The sequence below is a fragment of the Pyramidobacter piscolens W5455 genome (assembly GCF_000177335.1).
GTDB lineage: Bacteria > Synergistota > Synergistia > Synergistales > Dethiosulfovibrionaceae > Pyramidobacter > Pyramidobacter piscolens.
The window spans coordinates 34,670-56,382 of sequence record NZ_ADFP01000124.1 but is presented as its reverse complement, the minus strand read 5'-3'; the positions used below and the strand labels follow the sequence as shown (position 1 = coordinate 56,382).

Sequence of the window (21,713 nt, the reverse complement as noted above, 5' to 3'; positions counted from 1 at the left end):
GATGCAGCGCTCCGAAATGCGGCAAAAAGGCGCCTGGCGCGCCGGTCATGAAGATGGGAGGCTGGAAGATGAAAGTCGGCGTGTTCGGCATCGGCGGTATCGGCGGTTTTGTGGGCGGCGCGCTGGCGCGCGTCCACGGGGAAACGTATTTCTGCGCCCGTGGCGAAAATCTCAAAGCGATCCGCCGCGGCGGATTGAGAGTCGAGTCCGTCCAACTGGGAAATTTCACGGCGGTTCCGGCGGGGATTTCGGAGCGCGCGGCTGATCTCGGCGTCATGGACGTATTGATCGTCGCCTGCAAGGGCTACGACCTGGAAGCTTCCTGCGCGGCCATGCGTCCGATGATCGGGGCGCGGACGCTGGTGATCCCTCTGCTCAACGGTGTCGTTGTTTCCGAGCAGATGGAGCCGTTTCTGCCGCCGTGCCTGCTGGCCGACGGCACGATCCGCGTGTTCAGCCATCTGGAAGCCCCCGGCGTGGTGGTTCAGACGGCGGGGCAGTGCAGCGTCGTTCTGGGTATGAAAGACGGCTCGCGTCCGGCCGCGCTCGACGCGGCGGCGGAGCTGCTGAACCGCTCGGGCATCGAGACGAAAGTGACCGATCACATCGTGCGCGCCAGCTGGAACAAGTACGTGACCATGGGCAGCAACAGCTGTGTGTTCTGCTGGTACGACGGCCCAGCCGGCAAGGTCCTGGCCGACCCCGATCATGAAAAGGTGATCCGCGCCGTCATCGGCGAGATGACGGCGGTCGCGGCCGCCAACGGCGTGGATTTGCCGGCGTCGCTGCCCGACAAGCTGCTCGACGCCTTCGAAAGAATGCCGGCCGACACGGTTACGTCGCTGTACCGCGACCTGAGCGCCGGCAAATATCCCGCCCGCACCGAACTGGATCACATCATCGGCCGTATGGTGCGGCTGGGTCGCGAAACGGGCGTGCCCGTGCCCTACCACGAAGCGGCGTACGAAAAATGGCGCAAGTAAAACAAAAGAGACCGGTTCGCGCCGGTCTCTTTTGTTTTATGGACGCCGGTGGCCATCGCCGAAGAATCCGGCGGCGGACGGGGGAATCGCTCGGTAGCGCTTGCCTTTTTGGAGCTTTTTGTTTATAAGAAGAGAGAAAGTTTTTCATCTCATTGACGAACGAGGAGAGAGCCATGGACGAACAAACGGCGGCAATCACACTGGACGTGCAGCTGACGCCCGTCGCCAACTACGCGCAGCAGCAGAACGGCCTGCCTCTTGTGCGCCGCGTCGCCGTGAGCAATGACGGCGACGCGGATTTGGAAGATCTGGAAGTGCGCCTTTTCGCGGCGGAGGATTTTGTCGAGCCGGCGAGATTCGGCGTCGCGCAGCTTCCGGCCGGCGAGACCGCGGAGATCGGTAACCTCAAACTCACGCTCAGGGCCGAGCGTCTCGCACAGCTGACGGAGCGCGTCGTCACGACGCTGACGGCTGAAGTCTGGCAGGGAGAGCGCCGTCTGGCTTCCGTCGTGAAAGAAGCGACTTTCCTGGCCTTCGACGAGTGGCAGGGAAGTGGCTACTATCCCGAGCTGCTGGTGGCCTTCGTCACGCCCAACCATCCCGAGATCGCCAAGTTGATGAGACGCGCTTCGGAACTGCTGAATGAGTGGACGGGCAGCCCCTCGTTCGACGCCTATCAGACGCAGAATCCCAATCGCGCGCTTCAGCAGGCGGCCGCCCTGTACGGCGCGATTCAGGAGCTGAACGTCGTCTACGCCGTACCGCCGTCGAGTTTCGAAGCGACGGGACAGCGCGTGTGCCTCTGCGACGCGGTGACAGGAACGCGGATGGGCACCTGCCTCGACCTGACGCTGCTCTACGCGGCCTGCCTCGAGGCGGCGGGACTGTATCCGCTGCTTCTGCTCAAGAACGATCATATTTTCGCCGGCGTCTGGCTGGAAGAAATGACTTTTCAGGACGCGGTCAAGGACGATCCGGCTCTGGTGAGCAAACGCATGGCCGACGGCATCGGCGAGATCGCCGTGGTGGAGTGCACCGGCGCCGCCGCCGGAAAAGGAATGACCTTCGACGAAGCCCGCGCCGCCGCCGCGGCGGAGATGGGCGACGACAATCCAGTGCGTTATGTCGTCGACGTGCACCGAGCCCGCCTGGCGGGAATCCGGCCGCTGCCGCTGCGCGTGCGGACCGATCAGGGCTGGCGCGTGGAGGCCGAGTCGCGTTCCGCCGCGGAGCTGACCGCCGCGCCGGAAGAAATGGCGGCGCGCGTCCCCGAAAGCGCCGGACAATCGGCGGCGCAGAAACCGCTGGACGCGCGCGGAAAGAAAATCCTGCAGTGGGAACGCAAGCTGCTCGATCTGGGGCTGCGCAACACGCTGCTCAACCTGCGCGCCTCCAAGAATTTGATCCCCGTGCTGGCCGCGTCGCTGCCGCAGCTCGAAGACGCGCTTTCCGACGGACGGCAGTTCACCGTCTCGCCGCGCCCGCAGGAGTGGCGTCTGCCCGAGGGGGCGGCACGCAGCCTGGAACCGCCGGCCGAGCTGCCGCTTTCCCGCGAACTGCTGCAATCGGAGTACCAGAACGGGCGGCTGCGCTCGCTGATGGGCGAGGCTGAGCTGCAGCGAGCCGTCAAAGAACTGTACCGCGCCGCCAAAGTGTCGATCGAAGAAAACGGCGCCAACAGCCTGTATCTGTCGATGGGACTGCTGCGCTGGTACGAAACCGAGCGCAGCGAACGCCCGCGCTACGCGCCGCTGGTCCTGCTGCCGGCGGAGCTGGTGCGCAAGGCCGCCAACAAAGGCTACGGTCTGCGCCTGCGCGACGAGGAGCCGGTCATGAACGTGACGCTGCTGGAGATGCTCAAGCAGAACTTCGGCATCGTCGTCGACGGACTCGACCCGCTGCCGTCCGACGAACACGGCGCCGACGTCGTGCGCGTCTTCACCGCCGTGCGCCGCGCCGTGATGCAGCAGAAACGCTGGGACGTGATCGAGTCGGCCTTCGTGGGCATCTTCTCGTTCTCGCGCTTCGTGATGTGGAACGATATCCGCAACCGCATGGACGATCTCGAAAAGAACAAAGTCGTGCGAAGCCTGATGGACGGCAAACTGAGCTGGGAAGCCGCGCCCATGGAGCCGCCGCGGGAACTCGACGAGGCCGGACTGCTGCTGCCGCTGCCGGTGGACTCGTCGCAGCTCTACGCCGTCAAGGCGGCCGTGGCGGGCGAAACGTTCGTGCTGCACGGGCCGCCCGGCACCGGCAAGTCGCAGACCATCACGGGACTGATCGTCAACGCGCTGGCGCGGGGCAAGACCGTGCTTTTCGTCGCCGAGAAGATGGCGGCGCTGTCGGTCGTGCAGAAACGCCTGCGCAAGCTGGGGCTCGATCCGTTCTGCCTCGAACTCCATTCCAACAAAGCCCGCAAAAAAGACGTGCTCGAGCAGCTGCGCGCCGCCGCCGAAGCCGGACGCGCGCAGAAAACCCCGATCTACGCGCAGAAGGCCGAGCAGGCCGCCCGGCTGCGCGCCGAGCTGGCGGAATATCCGCGCCGTCTGCACGAAAAGCGCGTTTCGGGACTTTCCGTTTACGAGATGGTCAACGCCTACGAGCCGCTGGCCGACGCCGACGACGCCGGCATCCGCCTCGAATATTCGCGCACCGCCGCCTGGACGGCAGCCGATTTGGAACGCAACGAGTCGCTGCTCGGCCGCCTTGCCGCCGCCGCGCGGGCGGTCGGGCGCCCCTGCGGCCATCCGCTGCGGCTTGTGACGGAAACGGAGTACTCGCAGCGCTTGCGCAGCCAACTGCCGGCGCTGGCCGAAGATTATCGGGCGCGCCTCGACGCTTCGGAACGCGCGGCGCGGGCCTTCGCGGCGCGGCTGGGATTGGGCGCGCCGCGTTTGAAAAAGGAATACGACCAGCTTCGCGACATCGCCGTTGAGCTGGTCCGGTGGCGGGAAACGCCGCGCCGCTGGGCGGCGGAAAACGACGCCGGAACGTATCTGCGCGGCGTGCGGGAAATGGCCCGGCATTACCGTGCCGCCGCGGAGATCGGCGGCGAACTGCTGAAAGAATATCGTCCGGCGTTTTTCGAACAGGACGGCAAGGCCCTGCGCGGCGAGTGGGACGGGATCGAGCGGAAATGGCTGCTGCCGCGTCTGTTGGCCGAGTCGGGGTTCGTGAGAAAACTTTCGTCCTACGCGCTGGCGCCGCGCGGCAAAGAGGACGCGCCCGGCGATCTCGACCGGCTGAACGCCTATCGCGCCGAGCTGGCGCGTGCCCAGCAGCTTTTGCGGGAATACGGCCCCGGTCTCGAGTCGCTCGACCGCGGCGGTGACACGGACTGGCGGCGCGTCGATGAACTGGCGCGGAACGCCGCGCAGAGCGCCGTTCGCCTTGACGATCTGAGCGGCGGAACGGCGCTGCGGCAGCGTCACGCCGCCGATCCCGAATCGCAGCGGGCCGCCGCGGAACTGCTGACGATCTGGCAGGAACTGGAGACGTCGCGCGGCGCGCTCGACGAATTGCTGCGCACGGAAGATCCTCCCGACGGCGACGACTGGCTCGCGGCGCTGAAAGATCTCTGCGCCGCGCTGCTGAACGACGCCGACGTCTTGCGCGACTGGATCCTCTGGAACAGCTTGTGCGAAGAAGCCGTAGCGGCCGGACTGGGGCCCGTCGTCTCGGCCTGCCGGAACGGGCTGGCGCACGACAAAGTGCTGCCGGCGTACCGCAAGGCCTGCCTGCGCAACCTCATCGAGGACGCCGTCGACGGCGATCCCGTGTTGAACCGTTTCTCCGGCGCGGTCTTCGGCGAAAAGGTGTCTCAGATCAAGGAACTGATCGACGAACTGGCGCGGCTGGCCAGCGCCGAGGCCTGCGCCGTTCTGGCCGCCCGGGTGCCCGATTTCACGCGCGAAGCCTCGCAGAACTCCGAACTGGGCATCTTGCAGCGCGCCATCCGTTCCGGCGGGCGCAATCTCAGCATCCGCCGCCTCTTCGGGCAGCTGCCCAATCTGCTGCCGCGCCTGTGTCCCTGCATGCTCATGAGCCCGATCTCGGCCGCCCAGTACCTCGACCCGCGGCGCGAGATGTTCGACCTCGTCGTCTTCGACGAAGCGTCGCAGCTCACCACCAGCAAAGCCGTCGGCGCGCTGGCCCGCGGCCGCGACGCCGTGATCGTCGGCGACCCGAAGCAAATGCCGCCCACGAGCTTTTTCATGACCAACCTCGACGACCGCGAGGAAGACCCCGAAGTGGCCGACCTCACCAGCATCCTCGACGACTGTCTGGCGCTCGGCATGCCGGAGACGCACCTGCTCTGGCACTACCGCAGCCGCCACGAAAGCCTGATCGCCTTCAGCAACAACCGGTTCTACGAGAACAAGCTCTACACGTTCCCGTCGGCGAACGACCGCGTTTCGAAGGTGAGTTTCGTCAAGATCGACGGCACGTTCGACCGCGGCGGTTCCAGAACCAACCGCGCCGAGGCCGAAGCCGTCGTGGCCGAAGTGATCCGCCGCGCCAAAGATCCGGCGCGGCGCCGCGAAAGCGTCGGCGTCGTCACCTTCAACGTCTCCCAGCAGAATCTTGTCGACGATCTCTTCGAAGAGGCCCGCGGCCAGGATCCCGAGCTGGAAAAATGGTACCAGGAATCGGAGGAGCCGTTGTTCATCAAAAACCTCGAGAACGTGCAGGGCGACGAGCGCGACGTGATCCTGTTCTCGATCGGCTTCGGCGCCGACCGCGAAGGGCGCGTGAGCATGAACTTCGGCCCCGTCAACCAGGCCGGCGGCTGGCGGCGGCTCAACGTCGCCGTGTCGCGTTCGCGCGCCGAGATGATGGTGTTCTCGTCGCTGGAACCCGAGCAGATCGACCTGACCCGCACCGCGTCCGAGGGCGTGGCGGCGCTGAAAGCCTTTTTGCAGTACGCGCGCAGCGGCTATCTGCCGCTGAAAGCCTCCGCCGCGGGAACGGGCGCGCCGCGCGAACCCGACGGCGTCGCCGCCGAGATCTGCGCGCGGCTGAACGAACGCGGCTACGAGACGGCGCGGCAGGTCGGACATTCCAAATTCCGCGTCGACATCGGCGTCGTCGATCCCGATCAGCCCGGCGAATACCTGCTGGGCATTCTGCTCGACGGCGGCGCCTACCGCGACGCCCGCATGGTGCGCGAGCGCGAGATCTCCCAGATCGGCGTGCTGAACGGCCTGGGCTGGACGATCGAGCGCCTCTGGACCATGGACTGGTGGGATAACAAGAAACGCGAGCTGGATCGCCTGCTGCGCCGCATCGAAGCGCGCCGCGCCGACCACCGCGAAGAGCGCGAAGCCAAACGCCGCGCCGCGGAGGAAGCCGTGAAAGCCGAAGCCGAAGCGACCGCGCGCCGCGCCGCTGAAAACGAAACGGTGGCCGCCGCGGCCGATGGCGGCGAACCAAAACGCACAGGGGAGGCGGAGCCTGCGCCGCAGGCAGATGTCGCTGCCGAAAAAACGATGACGGCTCCCCGAACGGACGGCCGACTGTACCGCCCCGCGCTGTTGCCCGAGAAGAAACTCACCGCGGCCGAGTTCGTCGACCCACGCAGCAAGAAGACGCTGCGCAGCCGCGTCGAGGCCATCATGTGCACCGAAGCCCCTATTTCCGCAAAACTGCTGACACGACGCCTGCTGCAAAGCCTCGGCATGACCCGCCTCGGGCCGCGCGCGCAGAAGTATCTCGACGAGCAGCTGGCGGCGATGAAACTGCAAACGACCGAGCGCGAGGGCGCCGTCTGGTACTGGCACAGCGGGCAGGACCCCGACGACTACGCGGGATTCCGCGTCAGCGGCGCCGGCGACGCCAAACGCGACGCCGCCGACGTGCCCGCGCAGGAAGCTGCGAACGCCCTTTGCGAAGTGCTGCGCGAACAGGTCGCCCTGCCCGAGGAAGACCTGCTGCGCGAAACGGCGAAAAAACTCGGCTATCCCCGCTCCGGAGCTTCCGCGCGGAACGCCGCGGCCGCCGGGCTGGCTCTTGCATCCGCCCGCGGACTGGCCGCGCCGGACCGCAACGGCTGCTGGACGCTGAAATGAACGCGCCAGAGAGACGGCACGAAGCAGACGAAAAAAGCCGGAAGAACGCGCGGAACTTCAAGCCGAACAACGCGGAAAGCCTGACGGTCGAACGATCGCCAGGCTTTTTTCGTAGGCTATGTTCCACGTGGAACATCGCCGGCCGCTGAGCGTTTTCTTTTTTTCGCCGCGTCTTCGTGGCGGGAGACTTGCTTTTCCTCTGTCAGCGAAATTCGGCCTCGCTCCGTTGGCTTTTGCTCGATAAGGATGGATCGATCGCACTTTTCGTGATAAAAATTATTCGTATCAACGGACACGCGTCATCAAAATTTTTCATATAATTTATGAACGATCAACGATGGAAAGGGAGGCGGCCGCCGTGGAAGACATCGTGCTGCAGGCGACGGGGCTGAAAAAGTCGTTCGGCCACGTGCGGGCGCTGACGGACGGCTCGCTGAAACTGCGCCGCGGCGAGATCATGGCGTTGGTGGGCGACAACGGCGCGGGAAAATCGACGCTGATCAAATGCCTTTCCGGCGTGCTGACGCCCGACGCCGGCGCGATCGAAACCGGCGGCAAACGCTACGGACGCCTGACGGTGCCTCTGGCGCGCGCCCTCGGCGTGGCCGTGGTCTATCAGGATCTAGCGCTGGCCGACCATCTGGACGTAGCCGCCAACATCTGGCTGGGCGCGGAGCCGCTGAAATGGGGATTTTTTCTCGACCGCGCGCGCATGATCGCCGACGCGGAAAAACTGCTGGCGCGGCTGTCCGTCCGCCTCACCGCGCGCGGTGTGCCGGTGGGCGCCCTCTCCGGCGGTCAGCGTCAGGCCGTGGCAGCCGTGCGGGCCATCGCTCAGGGCGGGCGCATCCTGATCATGGACGAACCGACCGCCGCCATGGGGCTGCGCGAAGCGTCCCATCTGCTGGAGGTCATGGCGCAGCTGCGCGACCAGGGGCTGACGCTGCTGTGCATCAGCCACAATCTGCCGCAGATTTTGCAGATCGCCGACCGCGTCACGGTGCTCCGCCGCGGCGTGACGATCCGCGAAGAGCCGGCGTGCGGGCTGGATCCTCTGAAGCTGGCCGGCTGGATGTCGGGGGCGCTGTCATGACCTTCATGAAAAGACATCTGCAGCAGTTCGCGCTGGCCGGCGTGATCCTGCTTTTCGGCGCGCTGTTTTGCGCCACGTCGCCCTATTTCTGGGACGCCGACAATCTGCGCAACATCCTCGACCAGAGCACGGTGAACGTCGTCGCCGGTCTGGGCATGACGCTGGTCCTCACGTCCGGCGTCACCGATCTGTCGGTCGGTTCCGCCGCGGCGCTGACGGGCGTGCTGACGGCGCTGGCGATGAAGGCAGGAGCGCCCGCGTGGGCGGGCTGCGCGCTGGCGCTGCTGTGCGGCCTCGGCGTCGGCCTGTGGAACTCGCTGATCATCGTGCGCGTGGGCGTCAATCCCTTCATGGGCACGCTGACGTCGATGTCGGTCTTTTCCGGACTGGCGCTGGTGATCACGCAGGCGTCGCCGGTGTACGGCCTGCCGCCGGCATTCACGTGGATCGGCCGCGGGCGGATCGGCGGCATGCCGGCGTCGGTGCTGATCGCCGCGGCGCTGTTCGCGCTGATCTTCATCCTCTATTACGGCACGCGGTGCGGCGTGTACGTCAGCACGCTGGGCGTCAACGCCGAGGCGCTGCGTCGCTGCGGCGTGAACGACCGGCGCTGGCGGACCGGGACGTTCTGCGCGTGCAGTCTCTGCGCCGCCGTGGCGTCGATCCTGATCACGGCGCGGCTGAACTGCGCCGAGCCGCTGGCGGGCGCGGCCATGAACCTCGACGCCATCGCCACGTCGGTGCTGGGAGGAACGGCACCGCGGGGCGGACGGGCGGCGCTTTCCGGCACGGCGCTGGCGGGCGTGCTGCTGGCGCTCGTCAAAAACGGGCTGACGATGTGGAGCGTCTCTTCGTATTATCAGGAGCTGGCGGTGGGCGTGATCATCCTCGTCTCGATCGTGCTTTCCGAGACGCGCCGCTCCCTGTGACGGTGTTTTACCGGCGTTTGGCGCCGTGATATTTTTTTCGAAGGATGTGCCGTTATGAAAAAGTTTTTCGTTCTGTTCCTGTGTCTGTGCGCTTTCGCCGCGTCTCTGAACGCGGCGGAGAACCCGATGGTGCTGTCTTCCATCGCCAAACTGGAAGAGCAGCTCGCGCCGCTGCCCGAACTGACGGGCAAGGAGCGCGTCGGCGTGCTGGTGACGTCGCTTTCCAACCCCTACTGGGTGACGATGAAGGAACGCTACGGCGAGTGGGCTGAAAAGATGGGCGTCGTCGTCGAGGTGATGGCGCCCGCGACCGACAAGGATCCGCGCGCGCAGCTCGATCTGTTCGAGGCGATGATCGCCCGCCAGTACGACGCCATTATCGTCACGCCGCTGGACGGCATGAATCTGGTACCGGGTGTGCTCAAGGCCAACGAGAAGAAGGTCCCCGTAGTCTGCTCCGGTCCCGCCGTGAGCGCCGAGGGGCTGGCCCAGGCCGGCGCGAAGATGGACGGCTGGATCTCCGCCGCCTTCCTCGAGCAGGGACGCCTCTGCGCCGAAGACATGGCCAAAAAACTGCCGGCCGGTTCTTCCGTGGCGGTGATCGAGGGCAAACCGGGCGCCATGCAGAGCCGCCTGCGCCGCGAGGGCGCGATCGCGGCTTTCGAAGCCGCGGGCATGAAGGTCGTCGCCGTGCAGGCCGGCAACTGGGACCGCAACGAAGCTTACAACATCGCCACGAATATGGTCAAGGCGCATCCCGAATTGAAGGGGCTGTACTGCGCTAACGACGTGATGGCGCTCGCCGCCGTCGACGCGTTCGAAGTGGCCGGAGTCAAGAACGTGATGGTCTACGGCACCGACTTCATACCGCAGGCGAAAGAGGCGATCGCCGCCGGACGTCTGACGGGCTCGACGACGTTCTCGCAGGCGGCCTGGACGCGCGGCGCGCTGATCTACACGCTGAAGCTGAGCAAGGGGCTGTCCGTGCCGGAGCGCCTCGGCATTCCCATCACGCTGGTCACGTCGGAGAACATCAATAATTTCGAAAGCTGGAAATAGCGTGTCCCGCCGCGTCGGCATCCTCTTCGGCGATCAGGACAATCCCTTCTGGCAGGAACAGATTCGTTGGTATCGGATGTTTCTGCCCGAATTTCCCTTCGAAACGCGGATTTTCTTTCCCGACCCGCCGCGCGACGCGAACGCGCAGGCGCGCCTGTGCGCAACTTTGATGGGACGCGGTTTCGACGCGCTGATCGTCAATCCTCTTGACGGCGCGGCGCTGGCGACCGCGGCGGCGGAAGCCGGCGACACGCCGCTGTTCGACGTCGGGCCGAAGAGCGACCCCGTCCTGGCGTCGCGCGTCGCCTGTTATCGGCCCCTGACCGTCTGCGACTTCGAGGAACAGGGGAGACTCTGCGCGCGCGAACTGACGCGCGCCGCAAAAAAACGGCGGCGCTTTGCCTGCGTGTCCGGTCCCGCCGCGGCGCGACAGAGCGCTGCCCGCGTCGCCGGAGCGCTGGCCGAAGCCCGTTTTCGCGGCGCCGTGCAGACGCGCGTGGAGCGAAGCGATTTTACCCGCGCCGGCGGACGCGCCGCGATGGAGCGCCTGCTGCCGTGGCAGCCGGACGCCGTGTTCTGCGCCAACGATCTGATGGCGCTCGGCGCCTGCGACGTTTTGGCGTCGCGCGGGCTGGAACTTCCCGTCGGCGGCGTCGATCTGATCCCCGAAGCGCTCCGGGCCGTCGCGGACGGGCGCATGACCGCCAGCGTCGGGCCGCTGGGACGCGAGATCGTCCGCGGCGTGCTGGAAGCGGTGCGGTCGTATTTTGAAACTGGATGCATCCCGTCGGGTTTCATTGCCAAAAATCATCTGGTCACGCGGACTTCGTTGTTGCCCGAGCAGCAGACAAGCTGACCGCAAAAGAAAAACGCGGGATACCTCCGTTTCCCGTTGAGAAATTGTGAGGCGGTATGGCCAGCGTGTCCGAAAGCGCTTTTATTCCAAGCGGCAAAAGGAGCGGGCTCCGGCTGATTTTTCAGTCGAAGCCCGCTCCTTTTGTCCATGCGTACTACAGAGTGATTGAAATCCCGTCTGGCCTTTCGATGCGCTTCGTGCGAAGGAGCACATGCGGGAGTCGCTTTACAATGCCGGCGGCTTGCGGAAATGCGAATGCTGCTCGAAGGCATAGGCGATGGAGATGAGCAGAGCTTCGCTCCATGGACGGCCGATGATTTCCATGCCGACGGGAACGCCGACCGGCGCGTTTTCGTCGGGAGCAAATCCTGCCGGCACGCAGACCGAAGGGAACCCCGTGGACGAGCAGAGCACGCCGTTGCGCTGCCGCTGGCTGGCGCCGCATTTGCAGACCAGCTGCTGCTGGTGGGGGTAGATCATCGCGTCGAGCCGCAGATCGGCCATAATCTTCAGCACGCGAGTGCGGAGCCCGATCTTGTTGTACATCTTTTCAAGGTAACGTGGAGTACCGACCTCGAGCTTCATCGCGTCGCGCATGTTGCTTTCCGAGAAAGGGTGGAACAGCCCTTTGTCGAGAATTTCCTTCATGCTGTGGACGGGCCAGTCGGTAGGCAGTTCCCTGAGATAGCTGTCCAGATCGCGGCGAAAATCATCGAGGTGAACGGACGTCTCGCTGGTCAGCCATGACTGGTCAATATCGTCCCTGACGGGAACCAGCGTGGCTCCGTTGGCCTCGAATACCTTCATCGCTTCGCTCATGACGGCGTTGGTGGAGCGGTTCACATCTTCCTTGCCGAAAAGACTTTCCAGCACGCCGATACGTTTGCCCGGCAGCGCGTTTTCGTCGAGATACTTTGCGTAGTCTTCCACGACGTGCCCGACGCCCCATGCCGTTTCCGCGTCGTCGGGATCGTAGCCGGCGATGACGCTGAGGCACCGCGCCGCGTCCTCCACGGTGCGGCAGATCGGTCCGGCCGTGTCTTGCGTCAGCGAGTAAGGCACGATCCCGGCCCGTGAAACCAGGCCGATCGTGGGACGGATGCCTACAAGGCTGTTGGCCGAGGCTGGCGAACGCACCGAGTTGATCGTGTCGGTGCCCAGGCCGACGATGCCGATGTTGGCGGCGATCGTCGCTCCGGTGCCGCCGGAAGAGCCGCCGGGCGTGCGCGTCGGATCGTACGGATTGACCGACTGCCCGAGGATGGAACTGACCGTTTCGCCCCAGATGGCGAACTCGTGCAAGTTGGTCTTGGCAAGGATCAGCGCGCCGCTTTTGCGCAGCCTTTTGGTGACGAAGGCGTCTTTTTGCGGCACCCAGCCCTTCAGCGCGACGCTTCCCGCCGTCGTGGGCATGTCGGTCGTGTTGAAGTTGTCTTTCAGCATCACGGGGATGCCGTGAAGCGCTCCGCAGAGCCGACGTCTTTCCTTTACGTACGTGTCGAAGCGGTCGGCTTCTTCCAGGGCATTAGGATTGACGCAGATGATGGAATTGATCCGCGACTCCAGCTGTTCAATGCGCTTCAGATAATATTCACACAGCGCGCGGCAGGTCAGCGAACCGTTCAAATAGGCGGCGTGGACTTTGGCGACAGTCGCTTCCATGAAGTCGAAACTGGTCACGGGGATGACCTCTCTTTAGAAGGGCAGAACGGCGGCAAGCACGAAGATGAAACCGCTGAGCAGCATGATCGCCATGCTGTAGCCCATGATATGCTTGGCTTCCAGCCCGGTGATGCCCAGCAGGGCGATGGCCCAGAAAGGTTGGGCCATGTTGGTCCATGTGTTGCCGTAGCCGACCATCAGGCTCGTTTTGACCAGATCGGCACCCATCAGCTTGGCCGACTCGATGGCGATAGGTCCCTGAACGGCCCACTGCCCGCCGCCGGAGGGCACGAACATGTTGACCAGCGAGGAAGAAAGAAACGTCCATAAGTAGAAGGTCCCCTTGGTGCTGATAGCGGCGATGCCATTGGCGAGAATCAACACGAGCCCCGAATACTTGACGATGCCCATGATGCCGGCGTAGAGCGGAAACTGGAAGATGATGCCGGCCACGCCGGCGGTCGTGTCCTTGACGGCCTGCACGTAGTTGGCGATGTTGCCGTAGAGCAAAATGCCGACAAACAGGAAGAGCGCGTTGAGCATGTTGAAGTCAAGGGCGCCCAGCCCCTTCCGGCTGAAAGCCCAGAAGATGTAAACGAAGCCCATGGCGCAGAGCGCGAGGGAAATCAGCGGGCTGTAGTTGAGAACGTCGCCGACGGTCGGATTCTCGGGACGGCTTTTGACTTTCAGGTCTTCTTTTTCAATGGCGCGGACGGCGTTTTCGTCAAGAGACATGAACTCGTCGGGATTCTTCGGCTGCAACATGGCGGCGAAAACGGCGGGAAAGATCGCCAGCGCGACGGTGACGGCGATGTTCATCGGGTTGAGCATGAACTGCGACATGGGCACGATGCCCATCGTTTTTTCCAGAACGTGTCCCGGCATGGCGATAAATAGACCGACCGAGGAACTGAGCATCCCCTGCCACGTCATCTGTCCCACGTAAGCCCCGGCGGCCAGAAGCCCGTACTCAAAAGGGATGTGCTTGAGCCGCAGATTGCGGGCCAGCTCCTTGGCAAGAATGGCGCCGACGATCAGGCTCAGCCCCCAGTGAACAAAGGAGACAACGACGCTGACGAACGTGACCAGAAAAGCGGCAGAACGTCCGCTGTTGGGGATTCCCGCCAGTCCGTCGATCCATCTCTTGACGAGAGGGGCGTTGGCGACACAGGAACCGGTGATGACGATGAGCGACATCTGCATGGAGAAGCCGAGCAGTTCCCATAATCCCTTGTACCAGTTTTGGATCATCTGCATCGGTCCCTGATCGGTCAGCGTGATCCCGAGGATAAACGCGATAAAAGTCAGCACAACGGCGAAAATACTGGCGTCCGGCATGTATTTCAGCGACCAGCGCAGCATGACGTTGCCCATACGGGTGACAAAAGTTCCGGATTTGGCGGCAGAGTTCTCGTGTGACATAGCAGTTCCTCCTTTTCGAATTTTGTTCAGAACATGACGATGCAGCGAATCCCTCGGGGCGCGTAAAAAAATAAGAGAGCAAAACATTCTGCTCCGACCGAAACGTCGGAAACAGCGCTTTACTCTCTTACTGAGAAACCGTTTATCGTTGTGCCGTACTGAATACTGTATTTAATTGCCGGTACAAAAATCAATTACCGAGAATCTGGTATCCGACGCCGATGGATTTGTGTCCTGACAACTCATGCATAGCCAGGTTGCCGTAGAAGCACAGCGTGAACTCTTCCCTGCGCCGCACGACGGCTGCCTTGAAACAGAAGTTCTGACCGATGGCGTCGGAAGCGCGGGTACTCTGCGCCGTCTCGAGGACACAGTGGCAGATCGGATGAACATGAGACCTTTTGCGTTCGATCACGTTCGTATTCAGACAGAGATTGACCACGCTTCGCACGATGCTCGTCTGGCTGTCGATGCCGAACCCCGAAATCATCGTCGCGGCGCTGCGCAGGCCAAGCTTTTGATACTGCGCGATGACTTCCTTTTCGACGTCCTGATTCGGCGTCATGGCAAGGAGAATCACCAGACGGCAAAGATCGGCCTCGTTGTCGGGAATCATGAAATTCTCCCACGTTACCATGGCATCACTCTCCTCATCCGATGAAAAAATAAAAGCAAGTGAAAGCAAGCCTTCGCGGCCTGTTTTTACTTGCTTACTCAGATACTTTTGCTGGCGCAAAAAAACTTTGGCTTTTTACTTAGTATGCTATAAATTCATATACTTTTCTTACGTCGAAAGTATATAACAGAATTCTTTCCCTCGTCAAGTGTTTTTTGTTCGATTGGTTTTCATCCGAAGGCGCTGAAGGGGCACGGACATCTCCGCGTCAGCGGCGTGGCATTTTCTCCATCGCCAGAGCGATGAGGGCGAGGAAGGGGTCGTCCACGGAGTTATGCGCGGGGGAGTGGATGAAATAGCGGCCGAAGAGGTCCTGTACCGTTTCGCGCCGTGCGACGATGTCCACGAAGCGTTCGGCGAGGTGGACGGGATTGTCTCCTGCCGAGACGATCTGGAAGCCGAGGATCTGGCCGGGCTTGAAGCCTTCATCTTCGCCCGTGGAAAGAACGACCTTCCAAACGGCATCCTTGCCCGAGGGCATGAAAGGATCTCGGCTGTGCACTGGCAGGGAAAGCGGAACGACTTTGAGTCCGGCGCGCTGGGCCATTTCTTCGCTCCAGCCCACGGCGCCCCAGTGCAGGCCGAAAATTTCGCTCACGCCCCAGAGAGTTGCCGGCGGAAGCTGCGCGGGCAGCCCGGCGATATCCATGACGGCTGTCATGGCCTGGCGCATCGCCAGCGTGCCGATCAGCGGCAGGACGGATTTGCCCGACGCGGCGTCGGCGATCTGCGCGGCGTCTCCCACGGCCCATACCGAGGGCAGCGAGGTTCTCTGCGTGGCGTCGACGACGATGCCGCGCTCGATTTTCAGCCCCATGGCGCGCGCCAGATCGAGGCGCGGGCGTACGCCCGAGGCGAAGACGAGCGCATCGGCGGCGAGCGCGCCGCTGCGCAGCGTCAGCGTGCCGGGCGTCCAGCTCGTGACGGCATCGTTTAGATGGAGCTCGACGCCGCGTTCGCGCAGGCGGCATTCGACCGCCGCGGCCATGTCGGCGTCCAGCGCCGAAACGGCATGCGGTAGCGCTTCCACGGCGACGACGTCGACGCCGCGGTCGGAAAGGGCTTCGATGATCTCCAGGCCGACGGCTCCCGTGCCGACGACGGCCACTTTTTGGGAGCGCGCGGCCAGTTCGTCCAAAGCGCGAGCGTCGGCGGCGCCCCTAAGGACGTAAACGCCGTCGGCGAGGAACGAACGGTCGACGAGCCGGTCGCCGACGGCGACCATCAGGCCGGAAGCGTCGCCCTTTCCTTTTAAAATCCCTTCTGCCGGCGGCAGCCAGGGGACGGCGCCGGGAGCGAGGATCAGGTTTTCATAGGCGATCTGCGTCTCGCCCGCGGGGCCTGTGATCGTCGCGGTCTTTGCCGCCGCGTCGATTGCCGTCACGGAGCCGAAAACGACGTCTTTCATAGCATCGGGCGGCAGGCGTTTCTCGCGCGTCATGTCGACGACCGTCGCTTCGGGGCCGTCGGGGATCAGGCGGCGTCCCACGCCGTAGGGCAGGCTGCAGATGACCGTGGGTTCTTCGTTCATCACCATGACCGCCGGTTCCACGCCGAAACGGCGGGCTGTGATGTACGACACCCGGCCGCCGGGACCGCCCCCGACGATCAAAAGTTTTGCTGTGCGCACGGCTGTTTTCTTCTCGGACATGTTCTCGTTCCTCCTTCGGGAAATGTGCCCACGTCCGCCGCGCCGCTGCCGGCGCGTTTTTCGGATGGGGAGTGTTTTCGCGTGATGGTTTCACTTTAACTGTGCGCCGGATTTCTTTCAGTGATAATGTCACACTTCTCCAAATTGAAATAACGGTGGTTGTTATTCATGTTTATTTTTGTTATACTTTATTCACGTTAAGCTTCGAATAGGCGCGGTTATAAGATTTGGGAAAATATATGACGCTGAGGGGTTGACAACGATGTCCGAGGCCACTATGCTGTCACAGCACAGCACAGCACAGCACAGCATAACTAGAACTGTTTCCTTCGATAGAGTGAAAAAGCCTCCGGAAGGCGGCGGAACGACCATGTTTTGTGGTCGTTCCGCCGCCTTCCGGAGGCTTTTTTTGTAAATGTACGTTTATATGACAAATTGAACGTTCTGCGAGGTAAAAGCTAACGTAAGGATTTCGTCGCGCGCTTTTTCGCTCGCGGGAGCAAACGGTTTTCTGGATTGAGAACTGTTCCGATCCTGGTTTTCAATTAAAAAGCGCGGTTGAAAATCGGGATCAGTTTACGGAAAGGGGCTTCCTCATTTGAGAATCATGGCCAGAGCCAAAGAGATCTACGATTACCGCGAGATGGTCTACAACCTCGTGCGGAGGGATCTGCACGGACGTTACAAGCGCTCTTTTCTGGGTTTCGCCTGGACTTTTTTGAATCCTCTCCTGCAGCTCATCGTCTATACGATCGTCTTTTCGACCATCATGCGCGCGGGGATCGACAAGTTTTATTTGTTCCTTTTCGTCGCCCTGATCCCGTGGACTTTCTTCAGCGCCTCGCTGACCGGCGGCTGCGGTTCTGTCCTGGCCCAGGGCGGCATGGTCAAAAAAATCTATTTTCCGCGCGAAGTCCTGCCCATCGCCTTTGTCACGACAAGCTTCGTCAACATGCTCTACTGTTTCGTCGTCGTGTTTGCCGTCGTCGCCGTATCGGGCGTCGGCTTCAACCTGCGCGCGCTCCTGTGCCTCCCGTTCGTCATGCTCGTCGAATACGTCATCTGCCTGGGAGTCGCCCTGCTGACGTCGGCCGTCACCGTTTACTGCCGCGACATGGAGTACATGCTCGGCATCGTTTCCATGCTGTGGATGTACCTCACTCCGGTCCTCTACCCGATCTCCATGGTGCCGCGGCGGTACCTGCCGCTTTTCATGCTCAACCCGATGACTCCCGTCATCACGGCCTATCGCGACATCCTTTACGCCGCGGAAGCTCCGGAACTTTCCACGCTGCTGCACTCGCTCGCGATGGGCGTCCTCGTTTTAGGCGTCGGCTGGTACGTCTTTGAAAAGCTGCAACGCGGTTTTGCGGAGGAACTGTAACGATGAAAGCCATTCAGGTCCATGACGTCGCCAAACGATTCAAGATCTATTACGACCGAAATCGAACGCTGAAAGAACGCCTGCTCTTTCGCAAAAGGAACCGGTACGACGAACGCTGGGTGCTCAAAGACATCTCCTTCGACATCGAGCAGGGGGAAGCCGTCGGCCTCGTCGGCGAAAACGGCTGCGGCAAAAGCACCACGCTCAAGCTGCTCTCCCGCATCCTCTTTCCCGACCGCGGCACGATCTCCGTCAACGGCCGCGTCTCCTGCCTGATCGAGCTGGGCGCCGGCTTTCATCCCGACATGAACGGCATCGAGAACATCTACCTCAACGCCGCCATGTTCGGCGTCGGCCGCAAGGAAACGAGCAAACGCCTCGACCGGATCATCGCCTTTTCGGAACTGGAACCCTTCATCGAAAACCCCATACGCACCTATTCTTCGGGCATGTACATGCGCCTCGCCTTTTCCGTGGCGATCAACGTCGATGCCGACGTGCTGTTGATCGACGAGATCCTTGCCGTCGGCGACATGAACTTTCAGGAGAAATGTCTCGCCCGCCTGCGCGAGATCAAGGAGCGCGGCGCCACCATCGTCATCGTCTCCCACTCGCTGGGACAGATCGAGGCCTTCTGCGACCGCTCCATCTGGATCGACGGCGGACGCGTCCGGGCCGACGGCGCCCCGGCGGAGACCCACGCCCGGTATGCCGCGTTCATGAACGGCAAGAAATCCCAATAGAATTTTCCATATTAAATGACTCCGAGGGGAATGTCATGGGAAAAGAACACATGCGACAACCGCTCCGCATCCTTCAGGTCGTCGACAAGCTCACGCCCGACAGCGGCGTTGCCGGCGTTGTCATGCGCTATCACGACGCAATAGACAAAAAACAAATCGTCTTCGATTTTCTCGTGCATGAAGAGCCCGACCTCCGCATCAGACGCAGACTCGAAAAAGACGGCTCGAAGATCTTTGTCGCTCCGCCGTTGCGCTTCGCCGCTCTCGCGCTCTATCTTCGCTTCCTGAGACGCTTCTACGGAGAGCATCCCGAGTACGCGATCGTCCACGGTCATCTGCCCAACGCCGCGCCCTTTTATCTGGGCATGGCCCGCGCGATCGGCGTGCCCGTGCGCATCGTTCACTGCCACAACACCCGCAGCGGCGACACCGCCCCGAAGAGGATCAGGAACAGCCTGCTCTTCAAGCTGATCCCCTTGTGCGCCAACGTGCGCTGCGCCTGCTCGGAGGCCGCGGCCAGGTTCCTTTTCGGCGCGCGCAACGGGCGCGTCAAACGTCCTTATCATTTGGTCCGCAACGCTTTGCCGCTGGGACCGTACCGTTTCCGCCCCGAGGTGCGGGAACGGACCCGCGGCGAACTTGGCCTCGGTACGGACTGCCTTGTGGTCGGCCACATCGGCCGCATGTGCCCGCAAAAAAATCAGGCCTTTCTGCTGAAAATCTTTGCCGCGTTTTACGCCAAACACAAGAACGCCGTGCTGATGCTGATCGGCGACGGCGAACTGCATGAAGCCCTTCGCCGCCAGGCCCGCGAACTCGTCCCCGAAGAAGCTGTCCTCTGGCTGGGCGTGCGAACTGACGTTCCCGCGCTCCTTCAGGCGATGGACGTTTTCGTCCTGCCCTCGCTTTACGAAGGTTTGCCCCTTGCCGCGCTCGAGGCTCAGGCGTCGGGCTTGCCCTGTCTTTTGTCGGCGAACATCACGGAAGAAGCCCGCATCGTCCCCGCCCTGGCGCAGTATATCAGCCTGCAAAAAACGCCCGCCGAGTGGGCCGCCCTGATCCAGCCCCGGCGCGAAAGAGCGTCCGACACCGGCCGCCTCTTTGCCGCCGCCGGCTACGACATCTTCACTGAAGCGGCAAAACTAGCAACACTGTACGAAAAACTTCACGAAGAACACTGCCGGCAGCGCCCGGCGGAGGAGCCCTTGCGGTAAATCAATAGCCCTCCTCCGCGACGCGAGAAATGACAACGACACATTCTATACTTCATCACTCAGATTGAATATTATTGTAAATTTAGGAGAGAGCTCCCGTGAGGCAGATTAAAATTTTTGTCACTCATTCCCCTAATCGCAATACAAAAGCTATTTGCCATCCTTTATTTGTAAACGTGATCGCAGGCAGCGACTTCCAAACAGAGCGCGTCCCCGACAATATGTTAAAAGATAACGTCGGAGATAATATTTCCTCGAAGAACAAATCGTACTGCGAACTTACGACGCAGTACTGGGCATGGAAAAACTGCACGGCTGATTACTATGGTTTCTGTCATTACCGGAGGTTTTTTTCGTTCAATGAGAACGAACTGCCTCAGGATGACTGGGGAGTCGCTGTGTATCCTGAAGTGAACGAAACGATGCTGTCCGAGCTCTGCATGGACGAGAAAAGCATGCGCCGCAAGATCGAGCAATATGATTTCTTGATTGCGCGGGGCATCGATACTCAGATTTTACGGGCGAAATCCGTTTACGACCATTATAAAGAAGCCCCGCAGCTCCACATCGAGGACGTTGACCTGCTGATGAAGATCATCCGGGAAAAATACCCCGAGCTTTTCGATACGGCGCGGCATTTTTTTCGCGCGCACACGTTCTATCCGTGCAACATGTTTATTATGAAGACAGAGTTTTTCGACCGATACTCGACGATCCTTTTTGACGTTCTTGCCGAGTTTGAAAAACGCGCTGACATGAGTCACTACTCCCGCGAAGGCTATCGTACCCCGGGGCATCTGGGGGAGCGTTTCGCCGGCATTTTCTACGAATATCTTCAAAAAGAGGGAACGCGGAAACTTGGCGAACTCCAGATCGCTCTGGTCAAAAATCCTCAGACAGAGCAAGAAATCGTAGTAAATGCCAGAGAAAACGATGTTCCCGCCGTCCTTGCGGCCAATGAAAAATATGTCCCCATTCTTGGGACGTGTCTTAAATCCATTGCGGATCACTGTTCCTCTTCCCGAAGCTACAAACTTTACATTTTTCATACCGACATTCAGGAAGAGAGCCAACGCAACCTGAAGACATTTCTTGAAAGCGACAATTTCAGCCTTACGTTTGTCAACGTCAGTCTCCATGTGGGCAAATATCGTCTCAGAGCCAAGGAGCATGTCACGACGGAAACCTTTTACCGCTTTCTGATTCTGGATCTTCTGAAGATGTACGACAAAGTTCTCTATTTGGACTGCGACATGATCATTCAACGGGATATCGCCGATCTTTACGATCTCGACCTGGGGACGAACCTGATCGGAGCGGCTCTTGACCCCGATTTTACGGGGCAGTGCAACGGCGCCAATCCGGCGACGCGGAAATACTGCGACGCCGTCCTGAAGCTCAAAGATTGCTTTACATATTTCCAAGCCGGGGTCCTGTTGATGAACGTGGCGGAACTGAATAAATCCGTCACGGTGCGGCAGCTGCTCGAAATGGCCGAGACGGGCATCTATAAATATTCCGATCAGGATATCCTGAATGTTGTCTGCGAAGGCCGTGCTTTGTATCTCGATATGGCATGGAACCTGCTGAGCGACTGTGACCATTACCGTTGGCATCATGTCGTGAAGTTCGCTCCCCATTACATTCTTGATATGTACGAGAACGCGCGTGAAAAACCGTATATTATCCATTATGCCGGGTTTCTAAAGCCATGGATGAAGCTGGGAGAAGACTTTGGCTATGAGTTCTGGAAAGCGGCGCGAGAGACTCCGTTCTATGAAGAACTTCTCTATGCTGCCTTGGTCCCTCATGGTAACACGACCAGACCGCAGAACTTTTTACATATGTTAATCAACCGTTTGGTTCCCCTTGCCAAAGCTGTTCTGCCCAAGGGAAGCAGGCTCAGATATTTTGCGCGGCACCTGTACTACAGGATCAAAAACAAGAGCTGACACAGCGAAAGGATGTCC

Annotated in this window: 14 protein-coding genes; 10 read left to right on the top strand and 4 right to left on the bottom strand. The window is 61.4% G+C overall.

Annotated features, from left to right (window positions below):
* Positions 1-68: 68 nt before the first annotated feature.
* The 6 genes from HMPREF7215_RS10855 to HMPREF7215_RS10830 all read left to right on the top strand — a co-directional run bounded on the left by HMPREF7215_RS10855 (position 69) and on the right by HMPREF7215_RS10830 (position 10,991).
* Complete coding sequence (locus HMPREF7215_RS10855; protein WP_009165938.1) at positions 69-983, top strand: ketopantoate reductase family protein; 915 nt, start codon at positions 69-71, stop codon at positions 981-983.
* 173 nt (positions 984-1,156) lie between these two features.
* Entirely contained in the window at positions 1,157-7,054 is a 5,898-nt protein-coding gene (locus HMPREF7215_RS10850; protein WP_009165937.1) for a DUF3320 domain-containing protein, read from the top strand.
* 358 nt (positions 7,055-7,412) lie between these two features.
* Positions 7,413-8,147: an ATP-binding cassette domain-containing protein gene (locus HMPREF7215_RS10845; RefSeq protein ID WP_009165935.1), complete on the top strand. Its 735-nt coding sequence runs from the start codon at positions 7,413-7,415 to the stop codon at positions 8,145-8,147.
* Entirely contained in the window at positions 8,144-9,076 is a 933-nt protein-coding gene (locus HMPREF7215_RS10840) for an ABC transporter permease (protein WP_009165934.1), read from the top strand. The genes HMPREF7215_RS10845 and HMPREF7215_RS10840 overlap by 4 nt, the downstream gene beginning before the upstream one ends.
* 54 nt (positions 9,077-9,130) lie before the next feature.
* The gene (locus tag HMPREF7215_RS10835) at positions 9,131-10,135 is read left to right on the top strand and encodes a substrate-binding domain-containing protein (RefSeq protein WP_009165933.1); all 1,005 of its coding nucleotides are present in this window, start codon (positions 9,131-9,133) and stop codon (positions 10,133-10,135) included.
* A 1-nt stretch (position 10,136) separates the two neighbouring features.
* The gene (locus HMPREF7215_RS10830) at positions 10,137-10,991 is read left to right on the top strand and encodes a sugar ABC transporter substrate-binding protein (RefSeq protein ID WP_009165932.1); all 855 of its coding nucleotides are present in this window, start codon (positions 10,137-10,139) and stop codon (positions 10,989-10,991) included.
* 225 nt (positions 10,992-11,216) lie between these two features.
* Here HMPREF7215_RS10830 and HMPREF7215_RS10825 read toward each other — a convergent pair whose 3' ends face one another.
* From HMPREF7215_RS10825 to HMPREF7215_RS10810, 4 genes are all read right to left on the bottom strand, one after another.
* The gene (locus HMPREF7215_RS10825; RefSeq protein ID WP_009165930.1) at positions 11,217-12,671 is read right to left on the bottom strand and encodes an amidase family protein; all 1,455 of its coding nucleotides are present in this window, start codon (positions 12,669-12,671) and stop codon (positions 11,217-11,219) included.
* 15 nt (positions 12,672-12,686) lie between these two features.
* Positions 12,687-14,075, bottom strand: a complete 1,389-nt coding sequence (locus HMPREF7215_RS10820; RefSeq protein WP_156797535.1) for a short-chain fatty acid transporter — start codon at positions 14,073-14,075, stop codon at positions 12,687-12,689.
* A gap of 190 nt (positions 14,076-14,265) precedes the next feature.
* The gene (locus HMPREF7215_RS10815) at positions 14,266-14,712 is read right to left on the bottom strand and encodes a HutP family protein (RefSeq protein ID WP_009165928.1); all 447 of its coding nucleotides are present in this window, start codon (positions 14,710-14,712) and stop codon (positions 14,266-14,268) included.
* A gap of 247 nt (positions 14,713-14,959) precedes the next feature.
* Complete coding sequence (locus HMPREF7215_RS10810; protein ID WP_009165927.1) at positions 14,960-16,402, bottom strand: NAD(P)/FAD-dependent oxidoreductase; 1,443 nt, start codon at positions 16,400-16,402, stop codon at positions 14,960-14,962.
* Positions 16,403-17,009: 607 nt separating this feature from the next.
* Here HMPREF7215_RS10810 and HMPREF7215_RS10805 point away from each other — a divergent pair.
* From HMPREF7215_RS10805 to HMPREF7215_RS10790, 4 genes are all read left to right on the top strand, one after another.
* A complete protein-coding gene (locus HMPREF7215_RS10805) occupies positions 17,010-17,786 on the top strand; it encodes an ABC transporter permease (RefSeq protein WP_009165926.1) in 777 nt (258 codons plus the stop codon).
* Between the two features lie 2 nt (positions 17,787-17,788).
* Positions 17,789-18,529, top strand: coding sequence for an ABC transporter ATP-binding protein (locus tag HMPREF7215_RS10800; RefSeq protein ID WP_009165925.1), 741 nt, complete (start codon positions 17,789-17,791; stop codon positions 18,527-18,529).
* A 50-nt stretch (positions 18,530-18,579) separates the two neighbouring features.
* On the top strand, positions 18,580-19,743 hold the full coding sequence (locus tag HMPREF7215_RS10795) for a glycosyltransferase (protein ID WP_198004607.1): 1,164 nt from the start codon (positions 18,580-18,582) through the stop codon (positions 19,741-19,743).
* Positions 19,744-19,841: 98 nt separating this feature from the next.
* On the top strand, positions 19,842-21,695 hold the full coding sequence (locus HMPREF7215_RS10790; RefSeq protein ID WP_009165923.1) for a DUF4422 domain-containing protein: 1,854 nt from the start codon (positions 19,842-19,844) through the stop codon (positions 21,693-21,695).
* Positions 21,696-21,713: the final 18 nt, after the last annotated feature.

Coding starts and splice junctions, on each gene's coding strand:
- HMPREF7215_RS10855 (WP_009165938.1), top strand. CDS start 69: ATGAAAGTCGGCGTGTTCGGCATCGGCGGTATCGGCGGTTTTGTGGGC.
- HMPREF7215_RS10810 (WP_009165927.1), bottom strand. CDS start 16,402: ATGTCCGAGAAGAAAACAGCCGTGCGCACAGCAAAACTTTTGATCGTC.
- HMPREF7215_RS10850 (WP_009165937.1), top strand. CDS start 1,157: ATGGACGAACAAACGGCGGCAATCACACTGGACGTGCAGCTGACGCCC.
- HMPREF7215_RS10835 (WP_009165933.1), top strand. CDS start 9,131: ATGAAAAAGTTTTTCGTTCTGTTCCTGTGTCTGTGCGCTTTCGCCGCG.
- HMPREF7215_RS10800 (WP_009165925.1), top strand. CDS start 17,789: ATGAAAGCCATTCAGGTCCATGACGTCGCCAAACGATTCAAGATCTAT.
- HMPREF7215_RS10805 (WP_009165926.1), top strand. CDS start 17,010: ATGGCCAGAGCCAAAGAGATCTACGATTACCGCGAGATGGTCTACAAC.
- HMPREF7215_RS10820 (WP_156797535.1), bottom strand. CDS start 14,075: ATGTCACACGAGAACTCTGCCGCCAAATCCGGAACTTTTGTCACCCGT.
- HMPREF7215_RS10815 (WP_009165928.1), bottom strand. CDS start 14,712: ATGGTAACGTGGGAGAATTTCATGATTCCCGACAACGAGGCCGATCTT.
- HMPREF7215_RS10795 (WP_198004607.1), top strand. CDS start 18,580: ATGCGACAACCGCTCCGCATCCTTCAGGTCGTCGACAAGCTCACGCCC.
- HMPREF7215_RS10840 (WP_009165934.1), top strand. CDS start 8,144: ATGACCTTCATGAAAAGACATCTGCAGCAGTTCGCGCTGGCCGGCGTG.